The organism is Chitinophaga sp. ARDCPP14, from assembly GCF_051362515.1.
Lineage (GTDB): Bacteria > Bacteroidota > Bacteroidia > Chitinophagales > Chitinophagaceae > Chitinophaga.
In genome coordinates this window covers 493,809-512,006 of the sequence record NZ_JBKIXB010000002.1, presented here as the reverse complement: position 1 = coordinate 512,006, position 18,198 = coordinate 493,809, and the positions used below count along the sequence as shown (strand labels likewise).

22 protein-coding genes are annotated in these 18,198 nt (G+C 47.4%); 9 read left to right on the top strand and 13 right to left on the bottom strand.

What is annotated here, in order from left to right; genetic code table 11:
* Positions 1–2: 2 nt before the first annotated feature.
* Positions 3–650 (top strand): pyridoxamine 5'-phosphate oxidase, encoded by a 648-nt coding sequence (gene pdxH, locus ACLHR0_RS06760; protein ID WP_370908737.1) that lies wholly within the window; start codon positions 3–5, stop codon positions 648–650.
* Positions 651–725: 75 nt separating this feature from the next.
* On the opposite strand, the gene ACLHR0_RS06755 is transcribed toward pdxH, so the two are convergent.
* The 6 genes from ACLHR0_RS06755 to ACLHR0_RS06730 all read right to left on the bottom strand — a co-directional run bounded on the left by ACLHR0_RS06755 (position 726) and on the right by ACLHR0_RS06730 (position 6,506).
* Positions 726–845: a 30S ribosomal protein THX gene (locus ACLHR0_RS06755; RefSeq protein ID WP_079471345.1), complete on the bottom strand. Its 120-nt coding sequence runs from the start codon at positions 843–845 to the stop codon at positions 726–728.
* Between the two features lie 152 nt (positions 846–997).
* Positions 998–1,267 carry an HU family DNA-binding protein gene (locus ACLHR0_RS06750; RefSeq protein ID WP_029465307.1) on the bottom strand — a complete coding sequence of 90 codons (270 nt, stop codon included), beginning with the start codon at positions 1,265–1,267 and terminating at the stop codon, positions 998–1,000.
* A gap of 316 nt (positions 1,268–1,583) precedes the next feature.
* Positions 1,584–1,886 carry a DUF4286 family protein gene (locus ACLHR0_RS06745; protein WP_370908736.1) on the bottom strand — a complete coding sequence of 101 codons (303 nt, stop codon included), beginning with the start codon at positions 1,884–1,886 and terminating at the stop codon, positions 1,584–1,586.
* Positions 1,887–1,898: 12 nt separating this feature from the next.
* Entirely contained in the window at positions 1,899–2,663 is a 765-nt protein-coding gene (locus tag ACLHR0_RS06740) for an exodeoxyribonuclease III (protein ID WP_370908735.1), read from the bottom strand.
* Positions 2,664–2,679: 16 nt separating this feature from the next.
* Positions 2,680–5,445: a methionine synthase gene (metH, locus tag ACLHR0_RS06735; RefSeq protein ID WP_436485493.1), complete on the bottom strand. Its 2,766-nt coding sequence runs from the start codon at positions 5,443–5,445 to the stop codon at positions 2,680–2,682.
* Between the two features lie 44 nt (positions 5,446–5,489).
* Complete coding sequence (locus tag ACLHR0_RS06730) at positions 5,490–6,506, bottom strand: homocysteine S-methyltransferase family protein (protein WP_429042850.1); 1,017 nt, start codon at positions 6,504–6,506, stop codon at positions 5,490–5,492.
* A gap of 422 nt (positions 6,507–6,928) precedes the next feature.
* On the opposite strand from ACLHR0_RS06730, the gene ACLHR0_RS06725 reads away from it, so the two are divergent.
* Positions 6,929–7,147, top strand: coding sequence for a hypothetical protein (locus ACLHR0_RS06725; RefSeq protein ID WP_370908733.1), 219 nt, complete (start codon positions 6,929–6,931; stop codon positions 7,145–7,147).
* A gap of 87 nt (positions 7,148–7,234) precedes the next feature.
* On the opposite strand, the gene recR is transcribed toward ACLHR0_RS06725, so the two are convergent.
* Both recR and ACLHR0_RS06715 read right to left on the bottom strand, forming a co-directional pair.
* Positions 7,235–7,855 (bottom strand): recombination mediator RecR, encoded by a 621-nt coding sequence (gene recR, locus ACLHR0_RS06720; RefSeq protein ID WP_436485491.1) that lies wholly within the window; start codon positions 7,853–7,855, stop codon positions 7,235–7,237.
* Positions 7,856–7,915: 60 nt separating this feature from the next.
* Positions 7,916–9,373, bottom strand: a complete 1,458-nt coding sequence (locus tag ACLHR0_RS06715) for an Ig-like domain-containing protein (protein WP_429042847.1) — start codon at positions 9,371–9,373, stop codon at positions 7,916–7,918.
* 106 nt (positions 9,374–9,479) lie between these two features.
* On the opposite strand from ACLHR0_RS06715, the gene ACLHR0_RS06710 reads away from it, so the two are divergent.
* Positions 9,480–9,956 (top strand): SRPBCC family protein, encoded by a 477-nt coding sequence (locus ACLHR0_RS06710; RefSeq protein WP_436485488.1) that lies wholly within the window; start codon positions 9,480–9,482, stop codon positions 9,954–9,956.
* Here the strand turns inward: ACLHR0_RS06710 and ACLHR0_RS06705 are convergent.
* Together ACLHR0_RS06705 and ACLHR0_RS06700 are read right to left on the bottom strand one after the other, a co-directional pair.
* Positions 9,943–10,485: a hypothetical protein gene (locus ACLHR0_RS06705; protein ID WP_429042840.1), complete on the bottom strand. Its 543-nt coding sequence runs from the start codon at positions 10,483–10,485 to the stop codon at positions 9,943–9,945. The two genes, ACLHR0_RS06710 and ACLHR0_RS06705, sit on opposite strands and share 14 nt — an antisense overlap.
* Positions 10,486–10,585: 100 nt before the next feature.
* On the bottom strand, positions 10,586–10,816 hold the full coding sequence (locus tag ACLHR0_RS06700) for a hypothetical protein (RefSeq protein WP_436485486.1): 231 nt from the start codon (positions 10,814–10,816) through the stop codon (positions 10,586–10,588).
* 281 nt (positions 10,817–11,097) lie between these two features.
* Here ACLHR0_RS06700 and ACLHR0_RS06695 point away from each other — a divergent pair, with 281 nt between their 5' ends.
* The 6 genes from ACLHR0_RS06695 to ACLHR0_RS06670 all read left to right on the top strand — a co-directional run bounded on the left by ACLHR0_RS06695 (position 11,098) and on the right by ACLHR0_RS06670 (position 14,699).
* On the top strand, positions 11,098–11,598 hold the full coding sequence (locus ACLHR0_RS06695; RefSeq protein WP_370908726.1) for an RNA polymerase sigma factor: 501 nt from the start codon (positions 11,098–11,100) through the stop codon (positions 11,596–11,598).
* Positions 11,589–12,062, top strand: a complete 474-nt coding sequence (locus ACLHR0_RS06690; RefSeq protein ID WP_370908725.1) for a hypothetical protein — start codon at positions 11,589–11,591, stop codon at positions 12,060–12,062. Before ACLHR0_RS06695 ends, ACLHR0_RS06690 begins: the two co-directional genes overlap by 10 nt.
* A gap of 129 nt (positions 12,063–12,191) precedes the next feature.
* Complete coding sequence (locus tag ACLHR0_RS06685; protein ID WP_429042834.1) at positions 12,192–12,683, top strand: hypothetical protein; 492 nt, start codon at positions 12,192–12,194, stop codon at positions 12,681–12,683.
* Between the two features lie 130 nt (positions 12,684–12,813).
* On the top strand, positions 12,814–13,305 hold the full coding sequence (locus tag ACLHR0_RS06680; protein ID WP_370908723.1) for a hypothetical protein: 492 nt from the start codon (positions 12,814–12,816) through the stop codon (positions 13,303–13,305).
* 109 nt (positions 13,306–13,414) lie between these two features.
* Positions 13,415–14,164: a metal-dependent hydrolase gene (locus ACLHR0_RS06675; RefSeq protein ID WP_436485483.1), complete on the top strand. Its 750-nt coding sequence runs from the start codon at positions 13,415–13,417 to the stop codon at positions 14,162–14,164.
* A gap of 28 nt (positions 14,165–14,192) precedes the next feature.
* Entirely contained in the window at positions 14,193–14,699 is a 507-nt protein-coding gene (locus tag ACLHR0_RS06670; RefSeq protein WP_370908721.1) for a GNAT family N-acetyltransferase, read from the top strand.
* A 16-nt stretch (positions 14,700–14,715) separates the two neighbouring features.
* On the opposite strand, the gene ACLHR0_RS06665 is transcribed toward ACLHR0_RS06670, so the two are convergent.
* From ACLHR0_RS06665 to ispG, 3 genes are all read right to left on the bottom strand, one after another.
* On the bottom strand, positions 14,716–15,609 hold the full coding sequence (locus ACLHR0_RS06665) for a LysR substrate-binding domain-containing protein (RefSeq protein WP_370908720.1): 894 nt from the start codon (positions 15,607–15,609) through the stop codon (positions 14,716–14,718).
* 208 nt (positions 15,610–15,817) lie between these two features.
* Positions 15,818–16,117, bottom strand: a complete 300-nt coding sequence (locus ACLHR0_RS06660; protein ID WP_370908719.1) for a hypothetical protein — start codon at positions 16,115–16,117, stop codon at positions 15,818–15,820.
* 80 nt (positions 16,118–16,197) lie between these two features.
* On the bottom strand, positions 16,198–18,159 hold the full coding sequence (ispG, locus tag ACLHR0_RS06655) for a (E)-4-hydroxy-3-methylbut-2-enyl-diphosphate synthase (RefSeq protein WP_436485480.1): 1,962 nt from the start codon (positions 18,157–18,159) through the stop codon (positions 16,198–16,200).
* Positions 18,160–18,198: the final 39 nt, after the last annotated feature.

Genomic DNA, 18,198 nt, shown 5'->3' with positions numbered 1-18,198 from the left:
CCATGTTGAACCAGAAAATAGCTGATTTACGAAAAGATTATAAACTGGCTTCCCTGGATGAAAGCGAGGTGGCGCCGTACCCTTTGTCCCAGTTCGGGAAATGGTGGCAGGATGCGATCACCAGTGAAATTGATGAAGCCAATGCCATGACACTGGCCACCAGTACGGCGGATGGCCGCCCATCTGCAAGGATTGTATTATTGAAAAGCTTTGATGAGGATGGCTTTTTGTTTTTTACCAATTACGAAAGCCGTAAGGGACAGGAACTGGCAGAGAATCCGCATGTTAGTTTATTGTTTTTCTGGCGGGAGCTGGAACGGCAGGTTCGTATAGAGGGTACCGTTAGTAAGGCGCCGGTATCGGTGAGTAATGAGTATTACAACAGCCGGCCGGAAGGCAGCCGGATTGGCGCCATCGCCTCGCCGCAAAGCAAGGTCATTCCGGACCGTACTTTCCTGGAGGAACAGGTAGACCAGGTAGCGGCAAAATACCGGCAGGAGGCCCCCCAGAGACCTGATTACTGGGGAGGTTATGTGGTGAAGCCACAGGTGATGGAATTCTGGCAGGGGAGAAGCAGCCGGTTGCACGACAGGATCCTGTATACATTACTGCCGGAAGGCGGCTGGAAAATTGAGCGGCTGGCTCCATGATATTCCAGGTGTTAAAATAAAAATGCCGCTAAGATTATGTGAATAATCTTAGCGGCATTTTACTAAAGCGTAAAATTAAGCTTTTGGTGCAGCAGCTTTTGCGGCAGTATTTTTCCTGGTCTTTGCAGATCTAACCTTACCGAAAGATTTACTGAAGATCTTACCTTTTTTGGTTTTAATATCTCCTCTACCCATAACGAATAATTTGAAGTTTGTTGTTGTTAAATATGATGTTATCAGGCTGCAAAATACTGCAATTCGATGAAATAGCGTAGTACTGGCCGTTTGATATAAAAAAAAAGCAAGAAACATAACTGTTCCTTGCTTGAATAAGTTGTGTTAACTGATTAGAGCTTGTCGGATAAAGCTTTACCAGCCTTGAACTTAGCAACTTTCTTAGCCTTGATCTTGATGATCTGACCGGTTTGTGGGTTTCTACCGTTACGTGCTGCACGTTTAGAAACGGAGAAAGTACCGAAACCAACCAAAGTTACTTTACCACCTTTTTTCAGGGTATCAGCAACAGCTTTGGTGAAAGAGTCCAGCGCTTCGTTAGCCTGGGTTTTGGTAATAGCTGCATCTTTAGCAAGCTTGTCGATTAATTCGGCTTTGTTCATAGTTAGTAAGATTTAACTAGTGAAAAAATGTTTGATGTGAGCAAATATAGCGCGTTTTATCAGATTACCAAATTTTTTACAGCTTTTTTATAGAAAATTTTATCGGCTGAAAAACGCTACTGGTAACGGTTACAGCTGATTGGTCTTTTATCTGCTAAAGGACTCCCCTTTAGCAGAATCGCATAGAACCCTGTACCGTGGCATGTTTGCATGCTTTTTTACTATTAACGCAGGATCGAACCAACTATTGTACCAGACTCCTGACACCCCGAAAATAGTGGATTTCCTGTGGATAAGTTTAGTAAAGATCCCTTACTTACAGCACCTCCATTACGGTGTTAAAGGCAATAAAACGATCGCCGAAAAGGTCATATCCTCTTTGCCGCAGGGCCTGTTGGTGCTGGTCTGCAAAGGATTGATAGTCGTCCAGGCTGTCTGCAAAATATTGCACAACATAGGTAGGACCCTCTTCATCATCCTGTTCAAGCAGGCGGCTGATGCGGTAATCACGGAATAATCCGGTGGCCAGCATTGCCGGAATATGTTCTTCCCGCAACCATTGCATCCACTGTAAATATGTATCTGTGGCTACTTTGGTGGTTACATTATATATAATCATACGCCTCTTTATTTATACGGCCAGCTCCACAAATACCGGACAATGATCCGAGTGCTTTACCTGTTGGTAAATAGTGGCATGTTTGAGCTGTTCTTTCAGTGGAGCGGAAACGTTGATATAATCAATACGCCAGCCTTTGTTATTGTTCCTTGCATTAGCCCGGAAGCTCCACCAGCTGTACTGATGGGGATCCGTATTAAAATGACGGAAGCTGTCTACAAAGCCGCTTTCAAAGAAGCGGTCCATCCACGCGCGTTCTTCCGGCAAAAAGCCGGTGGAGTTCTTGTTACTCACGGGATCATGGATATCTATTGGCTTGTGGCAGATATTGTAATCGCCGCATACAACCAGGTTCGGGCGGGTTTTCTTTAACTCTTCAAGGTATTGAAAAAACTCTTCCAGCCATTGGTACTTATAGGTCTGACGCAGCTCGCCGCTGGTACCGGATGGGAAGTAAGTATTGATCAGGGTAATATTGCCGAAATCAAGCCTTATAAAGCGGCCTTCCAGATCGCTTTGTCCGTGGCCACTGCCATACTGCACAAAGTCGGGTTTAATACGGGTGAGCACTGCTACTCCGCTGTATCCTTTCTTTTGCGCGGGATACCAGTAATGCGCATAGCCAAGGTTGTCGAATTGCTGAAAGTCGATATTTTCCTGGTGGGCCTTTATCTCCTGCAGGCAGATAATATCAGCGGGATCTGTTTGTAACCATTCTGTGAAGCCTTTAGTCATGGCTGACCTCAGGCCATTCACATTGTAAGATATGATTCTCATGTTGGCTGTAATGCTTTTAGATATCGTATTCGAGGTTTGGACGGAGCCATTGTTCAGCTTCTTCCACTGTCCAGTTTTTGCGGGCAGCGTAGTCTATCACCTGGTCTTTTTCAATTTTTCCGAGGCCGAAATATTTGCCTTCCGGGTTGGCAAAATACCAACCGCTTACACTGGAGGCGGGGTACATCGCCAGTGATTCGGTAAGGGTAATACCAGTGTTCTCGGTAGCATTCAGCAGATCAAACAACTTCCATTTTTCGGTATGGTCGGGGCAGGCGGGATATCCCGGCGCCGGACGGATACCTGCATAGGCTTCCTTGATGAGGTCTTCGTTGCTCAGGTGTTCTTCGGTAGCATATCCCCAGAACTCTTTACGTACACGTTCGTGCATCAGTTCTGCGAAGGCTTCTGCGAGCCTGTCGGCCAGTGCTTTCAGCATGATGCTGTTATAGTCGTCGTGTTCCGCTTTGAATTTATCCAGCCACTTTTCAATGCCAACACCGGTAGTTACCGCAAAGCCGCCGATATAGTCGGTTTTGCCGGATTCCGCGGGAGCAATGAAATCTGCAAGGGAAAGGTTCGGCTGACCCGGTGCTTTCTTTACCTGCTGACGGAGGAATTCCAGTTGTGCCGGTTTGATCTCCGGTTGTTCTGGTGTTACCAACACAGAGTCAGCAGCCACCCTGCTGGCAGGGAAGAGGCCAATAACAGCGTTGGCGCCCAGCCATTTTTCTTCTATCACCTTGTTTAATAATTCCTTTGCATCATTAAACAGGCGGGTGGCTTCCACGCCTACTACATCATCAGTAAGGATCTGCGGGAATTTACCATGCAGTTCCCAGGCAATGAAGAAAGGCTGCCAGTCGATATACTTTGCAATTTCCCCGAGATCGTAATTCTCAAACTTCATTACGCCGGTCATTTTAGGTTTTACCGGGGTAAAGGTATCCCAGTTAATGACGGTTTTATTGGCTTGCGCAGCAGCGATCGGGAGGAATTGTTTAGTTTGTTTTTTATTCTTGAAAGCCTCGTTGAGCTTTTGATATTCTGTTTGTATACCCGCGAGGAAGCCGGGTTTCAGTGCTTTATTGAGCAGGCTGCCGGTAACGGTTACGCTGCGGGATGCGTCCAGTACGTGTACTACCCCATGCGCATATTCCTGGGCTATTTTAACGGCCGTATGTGTGCGGCTGGTGGTGGCGCCCCCGATGATCAGCGGGATATTGAAATCCTGCCGTTTCAGTTCGCGGGCCACGTGTACCATTTCATCGAGGCTGGGCGTGATGAGGCCACTCAGGCCAATGATATCCACTTTTTCCTGGCGGGCGGTCTGGAGGATTTTTTCAGCCGGTACCATTACACCGAGGTCAATGATTTCATAGCCGTTGCAGGCCAGTACCACGCCTACAATGTTTTTACCGATATCGTGTACGTCGCCTTTTACGGTGGCCAGCAGGATTTTTCCGGCTGCTTTTATTTCTCCGCCGTGTTCGGCCTGTATGCGTAATTTCTCTTCTTCAATATATGGCGTGAGGATGGCTACGGATTTTTTCATCACGCGGGCGCTTTTTACTACCTGCGGGAGAAACATTTTACCACTGCCAAACAAGTCGCCTACGATATTCATACCTGCCATCAGCGGACCTTCAATTACATCCAGCGGGCGCGGGTATTTCTGGCGGGCTTCTTCTGTATCTCCATCTATATAGTCGGTGATACCATTTACCAGGGCGTGGCTTAAGCGGTCTTCCACAGAGCCCAGGCGCCAGGTTTCATCTTTCTCTACTACTTTTCCTTTGGCCTTAACGGTTTCTGCAAATTGTATGAGCCGTTCGGTAGCATCGTCCCTTCTGTTTAGTATGGCATCCTCACAAAGTTCACGGAGCGTTGGTTCTATATCGTCATAGATCTGCAGCATCCCGGCATTCACAATACCCATATCCATTCCTGCTTTGATGGCATGGAACAGGAATACGGAATGCATGGCCTCTCTCACGGTTTCGTTACCGCGGAAAGAGAAGGATACGTTACTTACACCGCCGCTTATTTTTGCCAGGGGCATCAGCTGTTTGATGCGGCGGGTAGCGTTAATGAATTCTACCGCGTAGTTATTATGTTCTTCGATACCGGTGGCGATGGCGAAGATGTTGGGATCGAAGATGATATCCTGGGGATCGTATCCTACTACTTCCGTGAGTATTTTATAGGCACGGTGACTGAAGCTGACCCTTTTATCTTCGGTGTCGGCCTGGCCGTGTTCATCGAAGGCCATTACAACCACGGCGGCGCCATAGCTTTTGCAGATATGCGCCTGTTCAATGAATTTGGCTTCTCCTTCCTTTAAGCTGATGGAGTTCACAATACATTTACCCTGTACGCATTTTAGCCCGGCTTCAATCACGGAAAACTTACTGGAGTCGATCATTACCGGGATACGGGAAATATCCGGTTCGCCTGCCAGGAGATTAAGGAAGGTAGACATGGCCGTTTCCCCGTCGAGCAGGGCGTCGTCCATGTTTACGTCGAGGATCTGCGCACCGCTTTCCACCTGTTGGCGGGCAACAGACAGGGCTTCTTCGAACAGTCCTTCCCTTACGAGGCGGGCAAATTTCTTGGAGCCGGTTACGTTGGTACGTTCCCCTACGTTAATGAAGTTGGTTTCAGGTCTTACCACCAAAGGTTCCAGTCCGCTCAGGCGCATAAAGGGTTTGATGATCCTGCGTTCTTCGCTGACAATAGGTTCGTTGATGATATCTGTATTATTTATAGTTGTTTCGCTCATTTCTGCTGTAAGTAATGTTTAAATAGAAAACCTGCCACGGTTGATCAGGCGAGTGTTTCGGCCAATACGGGTTTGAGGCGTGGTTTGATATGTTTCACATGTTCTGCAATGTGGCGTATATGATCGGGTGTAGTACCGCAGCAGCCACCTACTATGTTAACAAAGCCGGAGGCGGCAAAGTCTTCAATGATGCAGGCAGTATCTTCCGGTTCCTCATCATATTCCCCGAATGCATTCGGCAGGCCGGCGTTGGGGTAGCAGCTCACATAGCAGCTGGCTATGTTGGAAAGCTCCTCTACATAAGGGCGCATCTGCTGACCGCCTAAGGCACAGTTTAAACCGATGGAGAACGGGTTGGCGTGCATCACGGAAATATAGAATGCTTCCAGGGTTTGCCCGCTGAGGGTTCTGCCGGAGGCATCTGTGATGGTACCCGAAATCATTACCGGGATCTCAGGTTTCCCTGTTTCGCGGTAGTATTTCTTGATGGCATAAATCGCTGCTTTGCAGTTCAGCGTATCAAAAATGGTTTCTATCAGGAGGATATCCACACCGCCTTCAGACAGGCCTCTTACCTGTTCTTCGTAAGCGGCGGCCACTTCATCGAAGTATACGGAGCGGAACCCGGGATTATTTACATCCGGCGACAGCGACAGCGTTTTGTTCATAGGGCCGATGGCGCCAGCCACAAAGCGGGGCTTATCAGGGTTTTTAGCGGTATACTCAGCAGTAGCTCTTTTGGCTATCTGTGCGGCGGCTACATTCAGCTCATAGGCCAGCGATTGCATGTCATAGTCGGCCATGGCAATAGAGGTGCTGCTGAAAGTATTGGTTTCAATAATATCAGCGCCTGCTTCCAGGTACTCCTTGTGAATGGCTTCAATAATTTGAGGCTGTGTAAGATTAAGGAGGTCGTTATTGCCTTTAAGATCACTGGGATAGTCAGCAAAGCGGGTGCCCCTGTAGTCGGATTCCTGGAGTTGATATCGCTGGATCATGGTGCCCATTGCACCATCGATGATAAGTATGCGCTCATTGGCGCAGTCTTGTAAAGATTTCATATTTATCAAGGCGTTTATTAGTTACAGTTAAGAAATGAACAGGGTCGAACAATAAACAAATCCACCCTGAACGAGTTCACAAATATAACCTTTTCCCAGCTATTTTATTGTTTTGTGATTTGCATGGATTCCCGGACCTGACCGGCTTTGATCCATCCTTTTTAAGCCTATATATCTTTATGGATATGTATAGATTTTGTTTATACTTATAAATTTAATTTGGAAGTAGTCTACAAAGTCTACTATATTTGTAGGGTAATAGAAAGATACAATGCAACAAAGTGATAGAAATATAGTGATTTACCCGGTTATGGCCACCCACCAGCCCTCCGCCCGCACTCTTTGTAGTTGCCGTTGCCGCAATTAACAGATTCATCATTAGTTCTTCTCAAATATTTATTACAACAAAACTAACGTCAGTCATGACTATATCAGAACATATTCATACCCTTCATCAGCACCTGGCGAGCCTGGGATTGCAACCGGTACCACAGTCCGGCAACGGAAACCAGTCTGAAGTGTTTAAGGTATGCTTCTTAAATAAATATGAAATGCAGCGGTGGAAAGAGCTGCAACAACAACAGGAATCAGAAACCAATCATACAATATTTACAGACCATCCTTCAAAGGATGCTGTCTGACAACTTTTCATAACGTGGAATTACAGGTTAAACGAAGACGGGTGCTATTGAGCACCCGTATTTTTTTATATAACCCCGAGAAGTTGTTTATTTGTTCTGTACATAGTTTTCCAGCGGTAACCGGTTACTGATAGACCTGGCCAGCGTCATTTCATCTGCATACTCCAGCTCACCCCCAAATGCAATACCACGGGCAATAGTGGTAATTTTTACCGGGAATTCTTTTAATTTTTTAGAGAGATAGTAAATGGTAGTATCCCCTTCAATAGTAGGGCTCACCGCCATGATCACTTCTTCTACACCCTGGTACTGAACTCTTTCCACCAGTGAATGAATATTCAACTGGTCCGGGCCAATACCGTCAATAGGAGAAATGATACCACCCAGTACATGATATAAACCATTGAACTGCTGTGTGTTTTCAATTGCCATCACATCACGGATGCTCTCCACTACGCATACTACCTGCTTTTGCCTGGAATGACTGCTGCAGATGCTGCATACTTCCGCATCAGATACGTTATGGCAAACCTTGCAAAACTGTATCTGTTGCCGCATCCGTGCTATCACATCGCCAAACTGTTCCACCTGGGCCGTCTCCTGCTTCAGCAGGTGCAGCACCAGCCGCAGGGCGGTTTTTTTACCGATGCCCGGCAGTTTGGCAAATTCATTTACCGCGTTTTCTATCAGCGCAGAGGAAAATATCATAGTGCAAAGTTAGGAATATTGGAGCGGAGGGAGCAGCACTGTTCCTTCCGCTGCGATTATTTAGATGCTGATCTTCTTGGGTACCGTCCAGTACGCCTTCAGATTTACTTTTTCAACATTGATGACCCGTTCCGGCTGCTTCTTAGGCTTGGTATAATAATTACCCCGGTCCCATTTGCCATTGCCATTGGTATCGAGCAACAGGCGGATTTCGTATTCACCGGGTGTAATAAACCGCTGGCTCCATTTACCGTTTACAATGGTGCCGGAATATTTAATGGTTTTATCCTGCACCAGTTGTACCACATAATTCATAGCGGTATCGTTGATGGCTTTTTTGGTACTATCGCTGATATTGAGTTCTGTAACCGTGAAAATGGCATAATCGGCCACCTTTTTGGTCCTGAAATTAAGCGTATCCGGCCTGGCCAGTTGCTGCCCCGCAGTATCTGTAGGCGCATCTTTAGGAATAATGAACCGGTACGGCGTACCTTCTTTCCAGGTATAACCGATGGTTAACTTGGTGCGCGTGGAATCCATTGTGCTGGTAAAGGTAACCGGGGTATAGGCGCTGTCTTCCGCAAGAATGGTCCTTGCACTGTCCAGGTTCCTCAATGGCAGCGAAAACGTGATCCTCAACGGCGCCGGCAATTCCTGCATCCCTCCGTCGAGCGTAGGGGTGGCCGTTAGTTTAGGCAGCTTCTTCTTTTTCTTTTCTTCTTCTTCCTGTTCAAGCATCGACGAATCCACGGGCTCCGGTGGTGGCTTGATGGTACTATCAGCTTCCATAAACAACAGCAGGTTCACATCGGCCAGGTTGCTTTCTGTTAATACAACCGGCGCTTCCACGAAGGCAATCATTTCTGTAGGCTGATTATACTGCAGGTCGCGGTCTTCTTCTTTCAGTGCAAAAATTTTATAAGAACCGGGTGCAATGTTTTTAAAACGGAAGGAGCCATCCCCTTTGGTTTTGGCGTAATATACCGGCTTTTCCTTCGTCACAACGGAGTCGGTCAGATCGCGGTACAGCATAACAGCCACGTTACTGTCTACCCGGCCGTTTTCCGCATCTATCAGGTGACCGGACACCTGGAGGCTGTCGAGATAATCGCCTGTAGACACCACATACTGGAAATCAGCGGCAATATTACGTTCGTTGATATCCCGGATGGCATCTGCAAAATTGAACGTGTAGGTAGTATTGGGCTTCAGCGTATCCTTGATTTCCAGGGTTACTGTGTGCAGTTTGGCTGTTACAATCGGCGTGCGTTTCAGTGTTGGCGACACAATCAGCTTATCGTTCACATTATCCAGTTCCACATATTCATCAAAGATAAACGTCACTTTTTTGCTTTTAAAGTGAAGCGTAGAGTCGCCGGGAGTTGCCTGCAGCAATACAGGAGGCAAGCTGTCCCTCGGTCCGCCGCTGGGAGGCACAATGTTGGCACATCGCGTAAATGAAATGGAAACGAGTATGAACATCAGCCAGAAAATCCAGCCCCTGATATATTGATTCATGTACCTGATCGGATTAATCAGGCACAAACTTACGAACTCATTTCAAAGAATCACGAATTTGGCAGCTGCTTATGACCAGAACCATATTTTTTCCTTAATCTTATATATGGCAAGTATTTATTTGATGCAGCATACCCAGGTGATCCCGGCCCAGCCGGAGGAGGTTTGGGACTATTTTTCCAACCCCAATAACCTGGCGCATATTACGCCTCCCGCTATGCGGTTCACAGTAACTTCTCCGCCTTATACCGGGCAGGTATACCCGGGACAGATCATCACCTATTTTGTATCGCCGGTAGCGGGTATCCCGCTGGAGTGGATGACCGAAATCACCCATGTGGCCTACCTGGATTATTTTGTAGATGAGCAACGGGTGGGTCCCTACAGCATCTGGCACCATGAACATCATTTCCAGAAAGTGCCCGGTGGTGTGAAAATGACGGACCTGGTTCATTACCGGCTGCCTTTTGGCTGGCTGGGAAAGCTGGCCCACAGGCTGTTTGTAAGAAAACAGCTGGAGGACTTGTTCCGATACCGGTTTCAGGCCGTTGAAAAAATATTTGGTCTGCCTACTGCTGAGTAGTAATCGTTTTTGTTAAATGCTCACCACTGTAAAACTGGAAGGTGCTTTTGCCGGTTTTGGGAACGGCGCCCAGCCACAGGGGAACTGTACTGGCACTTCCCCTGCTGGGATTGGAAGTAGCCACGAAATGCAGTGCGGCATTATTGTTTACGTTGTCTGAGGTAGCAGATTCCAGTTGAATTTGTGTGCCATAGAATGTAGGCGGCATAGTGGCTGCCACTACGATATGGGTGCCAAAGTCGGGTTGATCGATGGTGTTGTTCATGGTTTTAGCCGCGCCAAACAGGCTGTCGAAAGAGGCCTGGTTATCAATGAGCCAGAAGGTAAGGCTGTCGTTTACTATAATGGTGTTTTTCAGGAAATAGCCGGAGATAGGTTTTACTTCGAGCTGGCTGTTGGGGTTTGCCTGTACATTTATGGAGGAATCACCGCCGGCGGCAGTGCTGTCGCTCCCCGTTTTTGTACCGCTGCTGGCGCAGGAAACAGCCGCCATTGTACAAACAGCAAGTACCATTAATTTAACATGCATGGGATATAGTTTTGATAATAACATTAATGGCCGGGAATAGTTGTAGGGGAGATAGGAATGAGGAGAGTTATATTGCCTACAGAATGGTTCCCGGTACCGATCATCCATGCCGTCCGGGTTTTCTGTGTATAGCTGATGGTGGCGCGGTTAGTAACATCAGCGGCGCCTCCCATTCGGTATGTATGCTAACCAGCCGTACCTTTTTCAGTTCATGGCTGCGGACGGTCATGGCGTTCACCAGCTCCCGAGGCGTAGCTGCCGCGGTGTGAATAAATACGGTTTGGCCGGACTGGATCAGTTGTGCGGCTGCTGTGATCGAAGTGTAGGACATACGGTGATTATTTTCTTCAAAATTATCGTGCGGGAAAAAGAATAAAAATGAGCGTTGTCATGTTGTAATTTAAACCTTGTTGCGCTGATAAGTGTCAAGCCCAAGGGGAATTGCCGTATCTGAGGCGCCTCTGCCGGGGCCATACCAGCTGGATTTGGGGCAGTAGTTATCCATTTTAGCTAACCATGTTGATAAATTCATATAGGTGTTATGACGTACACCTATTTTATTTCTATATATTAGCATTCTAAACCTGGTACACAATTTCTTTGCGGCGAGATTTGGCAAATATAAGTGAGCATATGCTCATTGAGCGGTTAATGATAGGGGATCCTGCGGCGAAAGAGCAGCTATATGACCGTTATGCCGGGGCCCTTTATAACATTGTATTACAGCTGGTACCAGTAAAAGAGCGAGCAAATGAAGTAATTGTAAAGGTATTTCTCTGGTCGTTCCAGCACATTGGAACATTCCGGACCTCGGGCCACCATACTTTATTTGCCTGGTTATTGCGCAAAACGAGAGAATTCGCCATCAAGGAGGCCCTGCCGGAAACCGCGTTAGCCGGCACGGAGCTGATGAAGCAGGAAGATGGCTTACTGCAGCAATTCTACCTGATGCTGCCGGCCGATCAACAACAGGTGTTCCGGCTTAGTTATTTTAAAGGATTATCAATCACAACGATAGCTCGTTTGCTGGCTTTGCCGGAGGGGCAGATAAATGAAATCCTGAAAGAGGCGATAAAGTCTTTCAGACAATTCTTAAAAAAGACTTGGAACTAAAATTTTACATAGAAAGCGGTATTATCGAGTCCTTCGTGTTAGGCCTGGCTTCTGAAGAGGAAGTAGAAGAGCTGCAGCACATGAGAAGGCTGTATCCGGAACTGGATACAGAAGTCGAATACGTTGAACGCCGCCTGGAAAGAGCCGCGTTTGATGAGCCCGCCATGCCGCCCGTGGAAATACGCGAACGGGTGCTACAGAAGATCAGGTGGGAGGAGGGACATGCCTATTCAGATCCTTCTTCCAACTATACTTTTATTAACATTCAGCCAAAAGACGGCAGTCATATCACTGTTCACCGCTGGTGGAAGATCTTCTTTATTATCTTCTTTATCATGTCCAAGGTATTTCTTTTCCTGGCCATTTTTTATTACCTCAAGTATCGTATGTCGCAGGAGCAGCAGCGCAGCGACAACCTGCACCAGATGATCCGGCAGGAGCAAACGCAAAGCCACTTGTTATAATTTTCTATCCGGATTATCGTTATTTTAAAGATTTTACAATTTTGAGAATCCACCTGAAGTGGGTTTAACGTATCTATAGATATAGTATTTATTATTTATATTTCGTATCCGTTGGTTAAAGCGAAGGGTTTGAACATCAGTAACTATATAGAAAGCGGCATTATTGAGCGTTATCTGCTGGGACTTGCTTCTCCTGAACAGGAGGATGAGTTGCTGCACCTGCGCCGTATATACCCGTTGCTGGACCTGGAATTCACCGCCGCAGAACTGCGTATAGAAGATAAACTGATGGAAGAAGGCGCCTTACCCCCGGTAAAAATAAAAGCTGCCGTTTTGCAGCGGATTAAGCCGGATAAGGACTGGACAGACCGTTCCCGGAGCAGTTATAACCCTTATGAGCATACGAATTTCCATCATACCTACATTCCCCTCGACTCTTTCTGGAACCGCCGGATCACGGTGAGCGTATGGTGGCGGTGCGCCTTTATTGCCCTCGCGGTAACCGCCATGGCGCTGGCAGCCAGTACCTGGCACTTCTACCACCGCGCCCAGAGGCTGGAAGAAATCCTGTTTAAGCTTAAAGTCCCTCCTGCAGCCTATCCCGCTCCTGTAACCCGTTAAGCGGGGATACTTTCATTTGGTACGTTTATTGCAAATGCTGAAATTGCCCCTGTATTCCGGCTGTTATAAAACCTTATCCGATAGCTGCGTGTTGAATACATTGGCATTTAAACACACAAACTAACTTCCCATGAGAAAATTTTCATTTGCAGCGTTATTAATGGCGATAGTTGCCGTTTTTGCATCTTCCTGCTCTCCCAAACAAGGTGTTACCCAAGACATTAATAAAGGCGCCGTAAAAGGTAACTGGGTTTTAACTGATATTAAATACGAAGGAATCCCCGAAAACGCCAAAGTAACTGTATTTGATGAAGCCAACGCGAAGTGCTTTATCGGTAGCCAGTGGATCCTGCCGGACAACTATGCCATGGGTTCCTACACGCTCACCTCAACAGATAATGGTTGCAGCGCAGTTACCCAGAAAATTGCCTGGTCGCTGACCAAAAGTGGCGGCGTAAGCATGTTCGGCTTCAAGAAACTGTACAGCGGCGATAAAGCAAAGAATGTAACCGAAGGTTACCGCATGGAAATTACCGGCGCGGGTAGCGTGATGACCTGGAGAGCAAATATCAGCTTCGAAAATAAAAGTGCAGCAATTATATATACCCTGCAACGTAAATAACCACTGTCACGCATCGTGTCAGCTCATTAATGCAGCGGAGATCATGTTCTATGATCTCCGCTGTCTTTTTTTCAAAAGATGTATATTTAGATCATTAACCAGCAGTACTATGAGCACGCAACAGTCACAGATTCAGTTCCTGGCGCATGCAAGCTTCAGGATTACCACCCCCGAAGGTCATGTGATATTGATAGATCCCTGGTATACAAATAATCCTGCCCTGCCTCCCGGTTTAACAATTCCGGATAAGATAGATCTCATCCTTATCACACATGGGCACCGTGATCACCTCGACAGCAAAATGGTGGACATTATCCGCACCAGGTCGCCGAAAGTGATTGCCAATCCTATAGTGAGGTTTTATTTGCAGGAACAGGGCGTGCCCGATCATGCGTTTGAACCACTGAATGCCGGGGGTACCTTATCTGTAATGAATGTAAAAGTGACCATGACCAATGCCTTTCATTTTGCGCACATCAACCTGCCCGATGGTAAGATCGGCTACCCACATGCCAGCAATGGATTTATTGTCTGGATGAGCGACGATATCTCTGTATATTATTCCGGAGACACGTCTGTGTTTGGCGATATGGAATTGATTGGGGAGATATATCAACCGGATATCGCCATTTTGCCTATCGGCGACCGTTTTACGATGGGCCCACTGGAAGCTGCATACGCAGCGCGTTTGCTGAAAATAAAGCATTTGATCCCCTGTCATTACGGAACAATGCCCACCCTCACCGGTACGCCTGAGCAACTGCGGGCGCTGACAAAAGACCTGGACCGCTTACAGATCCATGAACTGAAACCAGGCGAAATACTGGATACCGCCATGGTGAAGGCCGGCAATCATTAGTGAACAATTATGCCTTAAATCCTGATATATGTTACCCCTCAATACCAACCGACTGTTCATACATCCCTGCCGTTTACCACTGCTTACGGAGATATTCCTGGGGCATCCGCATGCCCGGGAAACGTTGCAGGCAAATATCCCGGAAAACTGGCCACAACCCGACCTGAAAGAACAATTACCTCATTTTATTGAATTGCTCCAGCACGACCCCAGGTCGTTTCCCTGGATGCTCTGGATCATCGTAAATAAAGAAGAAGGAACCGTGATCGGGGACATCGGGTTTAAAGGCCGGCCCGATAAAAACGGCGTGGTGGAAATCGGCTATACGCTGCTGCCTTCCTGGCGCAAAAAAGGTTATATGCGCGAAGCCGCCACCGCATTGGTGGAATGGGCTTTCCGGCAACCTCATGTGAAAAAGCTCATTGCTGAATGCGACGTTACCAACACGGCATCCATGAAGGTGCTGCAACACCTGGGGATGGAAGAAGTGAAATCGCCCGGGGAAATGCTGCACTGGCAACTATTGAATAAATAACGTAGGTACATGACCGTTACTCCACCATGTTCTGTTTTGCAAAACGGATGAAGAGCTGGCAGAGCTTATCCTGTAAGCCCTGGAGATAGGTGAAGTGAAGTTTTCTCACCAGTTTGAAATTCTTTACCGGTAATATCCTGAATTCGCCCAGTTCCAGTTCGCGCTGCACGGCCTGTGAGGAAATAAAGGCTGCACAGGGCGAATGATGCAGGTAGGATTTAATGCTTTCAGTACTACCCATATACATGGCTACGTTCAGATCGGTGATCTTTAATTTCAGGCGTTTCAGTTCCTCGGTGATCACTTCCAGCGTGCCGGAACCATGTTCCCTCATCAGCAGGGGAATAGTTTTAAGATCGGCCGGGCCAAGCGGTTCGCCATTGCCATACTGATGCTTCATATTGCCGACCAATATAATTTCATCTTTCGCAAACTCCACATATTTCAGTAAAGGATTTTTAGAGCTGCCTTCAATGATACCCAGCTGAATACTTTTTTCAAATAACGCCTGTTCAATCTGTTCTGTATTTCCGCTGGTGAGCGATGTTTTAACATCCGGGTACCGCTGGTTGAATTTGGCCAACAACGGCGGGATCAGGTATTGCGCAATGGTAGTGCTGGCGCCTATGGGCAGCAGGCCACCCTGCATGTGTTTCAGCTGGTTTACATCATACTCCAGGTTGCGGTAATCGGTAAAAATAATTTCTGCGTGATGCATTACCAGCACGCCGGTGCGGGTAAGTTTTATTTTATTCCCGATCCTTTCGAACAACGCCATGCCCAGTTGCTGCTCCAGTTCATGAATATGTTTGGTAACAGCCGGTTGTGAAATATATAATTCCTCTGCAGCTTTGGTGAAGCTGAGACGCTTGGCGACGGTGTGAAATACCCTGAGTCTGAAATCGAACATGCACTAAAAATACAAAAATACCTTACAACTCAGGCGGCGTAAAGCCGAAGTGTTTATAAATACCCTGGCCGGCAGGGCTCCAATCCTTATTGGCGATCCGCATAAAAGGTAAAAGGCTGCATGTTGAAAAATATAACTCAAAAAGAAAGCCCTGCACAGTATTGACTGTGCAGGGCTTAAAGATTTATGATTCAGTAACAGGTAATGGTTATGCTTTTTTCTTACCTGCGCTTTTATTGTTTGATTTGTAGCGCATATCAGGCGTTCCGTCTTTCTTTGTTGGTCCTGCAGGAGCTGCGGCTGTTTTGTTTTCTTTATATCGTTTATCCGGTGTGCCGTCTTTCTTTGTTTTAGTAGTAGCGGCTGGAGCGGGAGTAGCAGGTGTTGCTTTCTCTGCTTTCTTTTCTGTTTTTGGTTTTGCTTCTTTTTTGGCGGTGGCGGGTGTTTGAGCCATTGCTACGGTTAAACCCATGAACATGGCCAATAATCCGGTGAGGAACTTTTTCATATTAAATATGTTTTATGAAAATTAAGCTTTTCCCAGCATTGCTGTATCCGCTGCTGCTGTTTTTAAGCCAGATTTAATAATCAGTTTTTTTCCACCCACATGCCGTTTTCCCGGATCAGGTTTATCAGTTCGTTGACGGCTACATCGCTGTTGAGGCCACGTTTCACAATTTCCTTACCGCGGTAAAGAGTAATTTTGCCTACGCCGCTGCCAACATAACCAAAGTCGGCGTCGGCCATTTCACCCGGACCGTTTACGATGCAGCCCATGATGGCGATTTTTACGCCTTTCAGGTGATGGGTCACGGCGCGGATGCGGGCGGTAGTTTCCTGAAGGTCGAATAGCGTGCGGCCGCACGACGGGCAGGAGATATATTCCGTTTTGGAAATGCGGGTACGCGTAGCCTGCAGGATGCCGAATGAAATATTGTTCAACGTGGCATGCTGGCCGGGTTGTGAGGGTTGATTACTCAGCCATAATCCATCGCCGAAGCCATCGAGCAGCAGTGCGCCGGCTTCGGTAGCATGGTGGATCAGGTGTTCATCTGCCGAAGGCTGATTACTGATACTATGGATGATGACAGGTACCCTGATATTTTTATTGAGCAATAAGATAAACAGGCGCCTGATAGCCGCCATCGCATTGCTGCCGGAAGCGGTGGCCACAAGTACGGTGCCGGCAGCTACGGCGGGGTTACCCAGTTGCAGCAGCAGTTGTTCATGATGTTCGGTATCCAGGTGATTGCAGTCGAATTGTACAAAGTTGATACGGCCGATTTCCTGTTGTTCGCAGGCGGTTACATAATGACGGGCATCAAAGTAAGGCACCAGTTCCTGTTTATTGGCGATGCTCAGCCAATACTCCGCATCTATCACTACCCGCAGGGTGCCGGGCAGGCCGAAGGCAGGTAACTGTTTGCCGGTGTAAATGTAATCTGCGGCGGCATCCCCGATATTCCATTTATCGCTGGGCTCATCGTACGTATACCCGATGGCATTCAGATCGGCGGGCTGTAAGCCGTTGTTATCGCTGAAATCTGCCACTACCACCGGTACCTGCTTTTCGCCGGTATTCTCTACAGGCGTGCTTTCGCGGCGTTTGTATTCGAAAGGGGAATAGGGGATATCTGTTACGGGCGGAATAGCCGTATAGTCGTTGCGGTTAGTATATCTTTTCACAATATCCTTACAAACCGGGAGTTCAAATTCAGGATCTTCTGTGAGGGAAACACGGATGGTATCACCTACGCCATCTTCGAGGAGTGTGCCTATGCCGATAGCAGATTTAATGCGGCCATCTTCCCCGTCGCCGGCTTCTGTTACACCGAGGTGCAGCGGATAGCAGTGGCCCAGTTCCTGTTCCATCGTTTGTACCAGCAGGCGGTAGGCCTGTACCATTACCTGCGGGTTACTTGCCTTCATGCTCAACACTATATTGCGGTATTGCAGGTCTTCCGCAATACGTAAAAATTCCATGGCACTTTCCACCATACCCATCGGGGTATCGCCGTAGCGGCTCATGATCCGATCGCTCAGGGAGCCGTGGTTGGTGCCTATCCGCATAGCGGTACCATATTCTTTACAGATTTTTACCAGGGGAGAGAAGCGTTCGCGGATGCGGTCTATTTCCTCGAGGTATTCGCTGTCGGTATAATCGATTTGTTCAAATTTCTTTTTATCTACATAATTTCCCGGGTTCACCCGCACTTTTTCTACAATCCGGGCGGCTATTTCGGCTGCATTGGGCGTAAAATGGATATCGGCTACCAGGGGAGTCGTATACCCTTGTTTGCGTAGTTCGTTTTTGATGACCAGCAGGTTATCGGCCTCCTTTTTACTGGGGGCGGTGATGCGTACCAGTTCTGCACCGGCTTCGATACAACGGATGGTTTGCGCCACGGTAGCAGCGGTATCCATGGTATCGGTGGTAGTCATGGTTTGAATGCGGACCGGGTTAAAATTTCCGATGATAAGATCTCCCACCTTTACTTCCAGTGTGGCCAGTCGTTTGTATTCTGTCAGAGAGTTGCAATAAAGCTGCATACGTTGTTTTTGTTTTCCTGCGGAAGCAAAGTTAGTAAA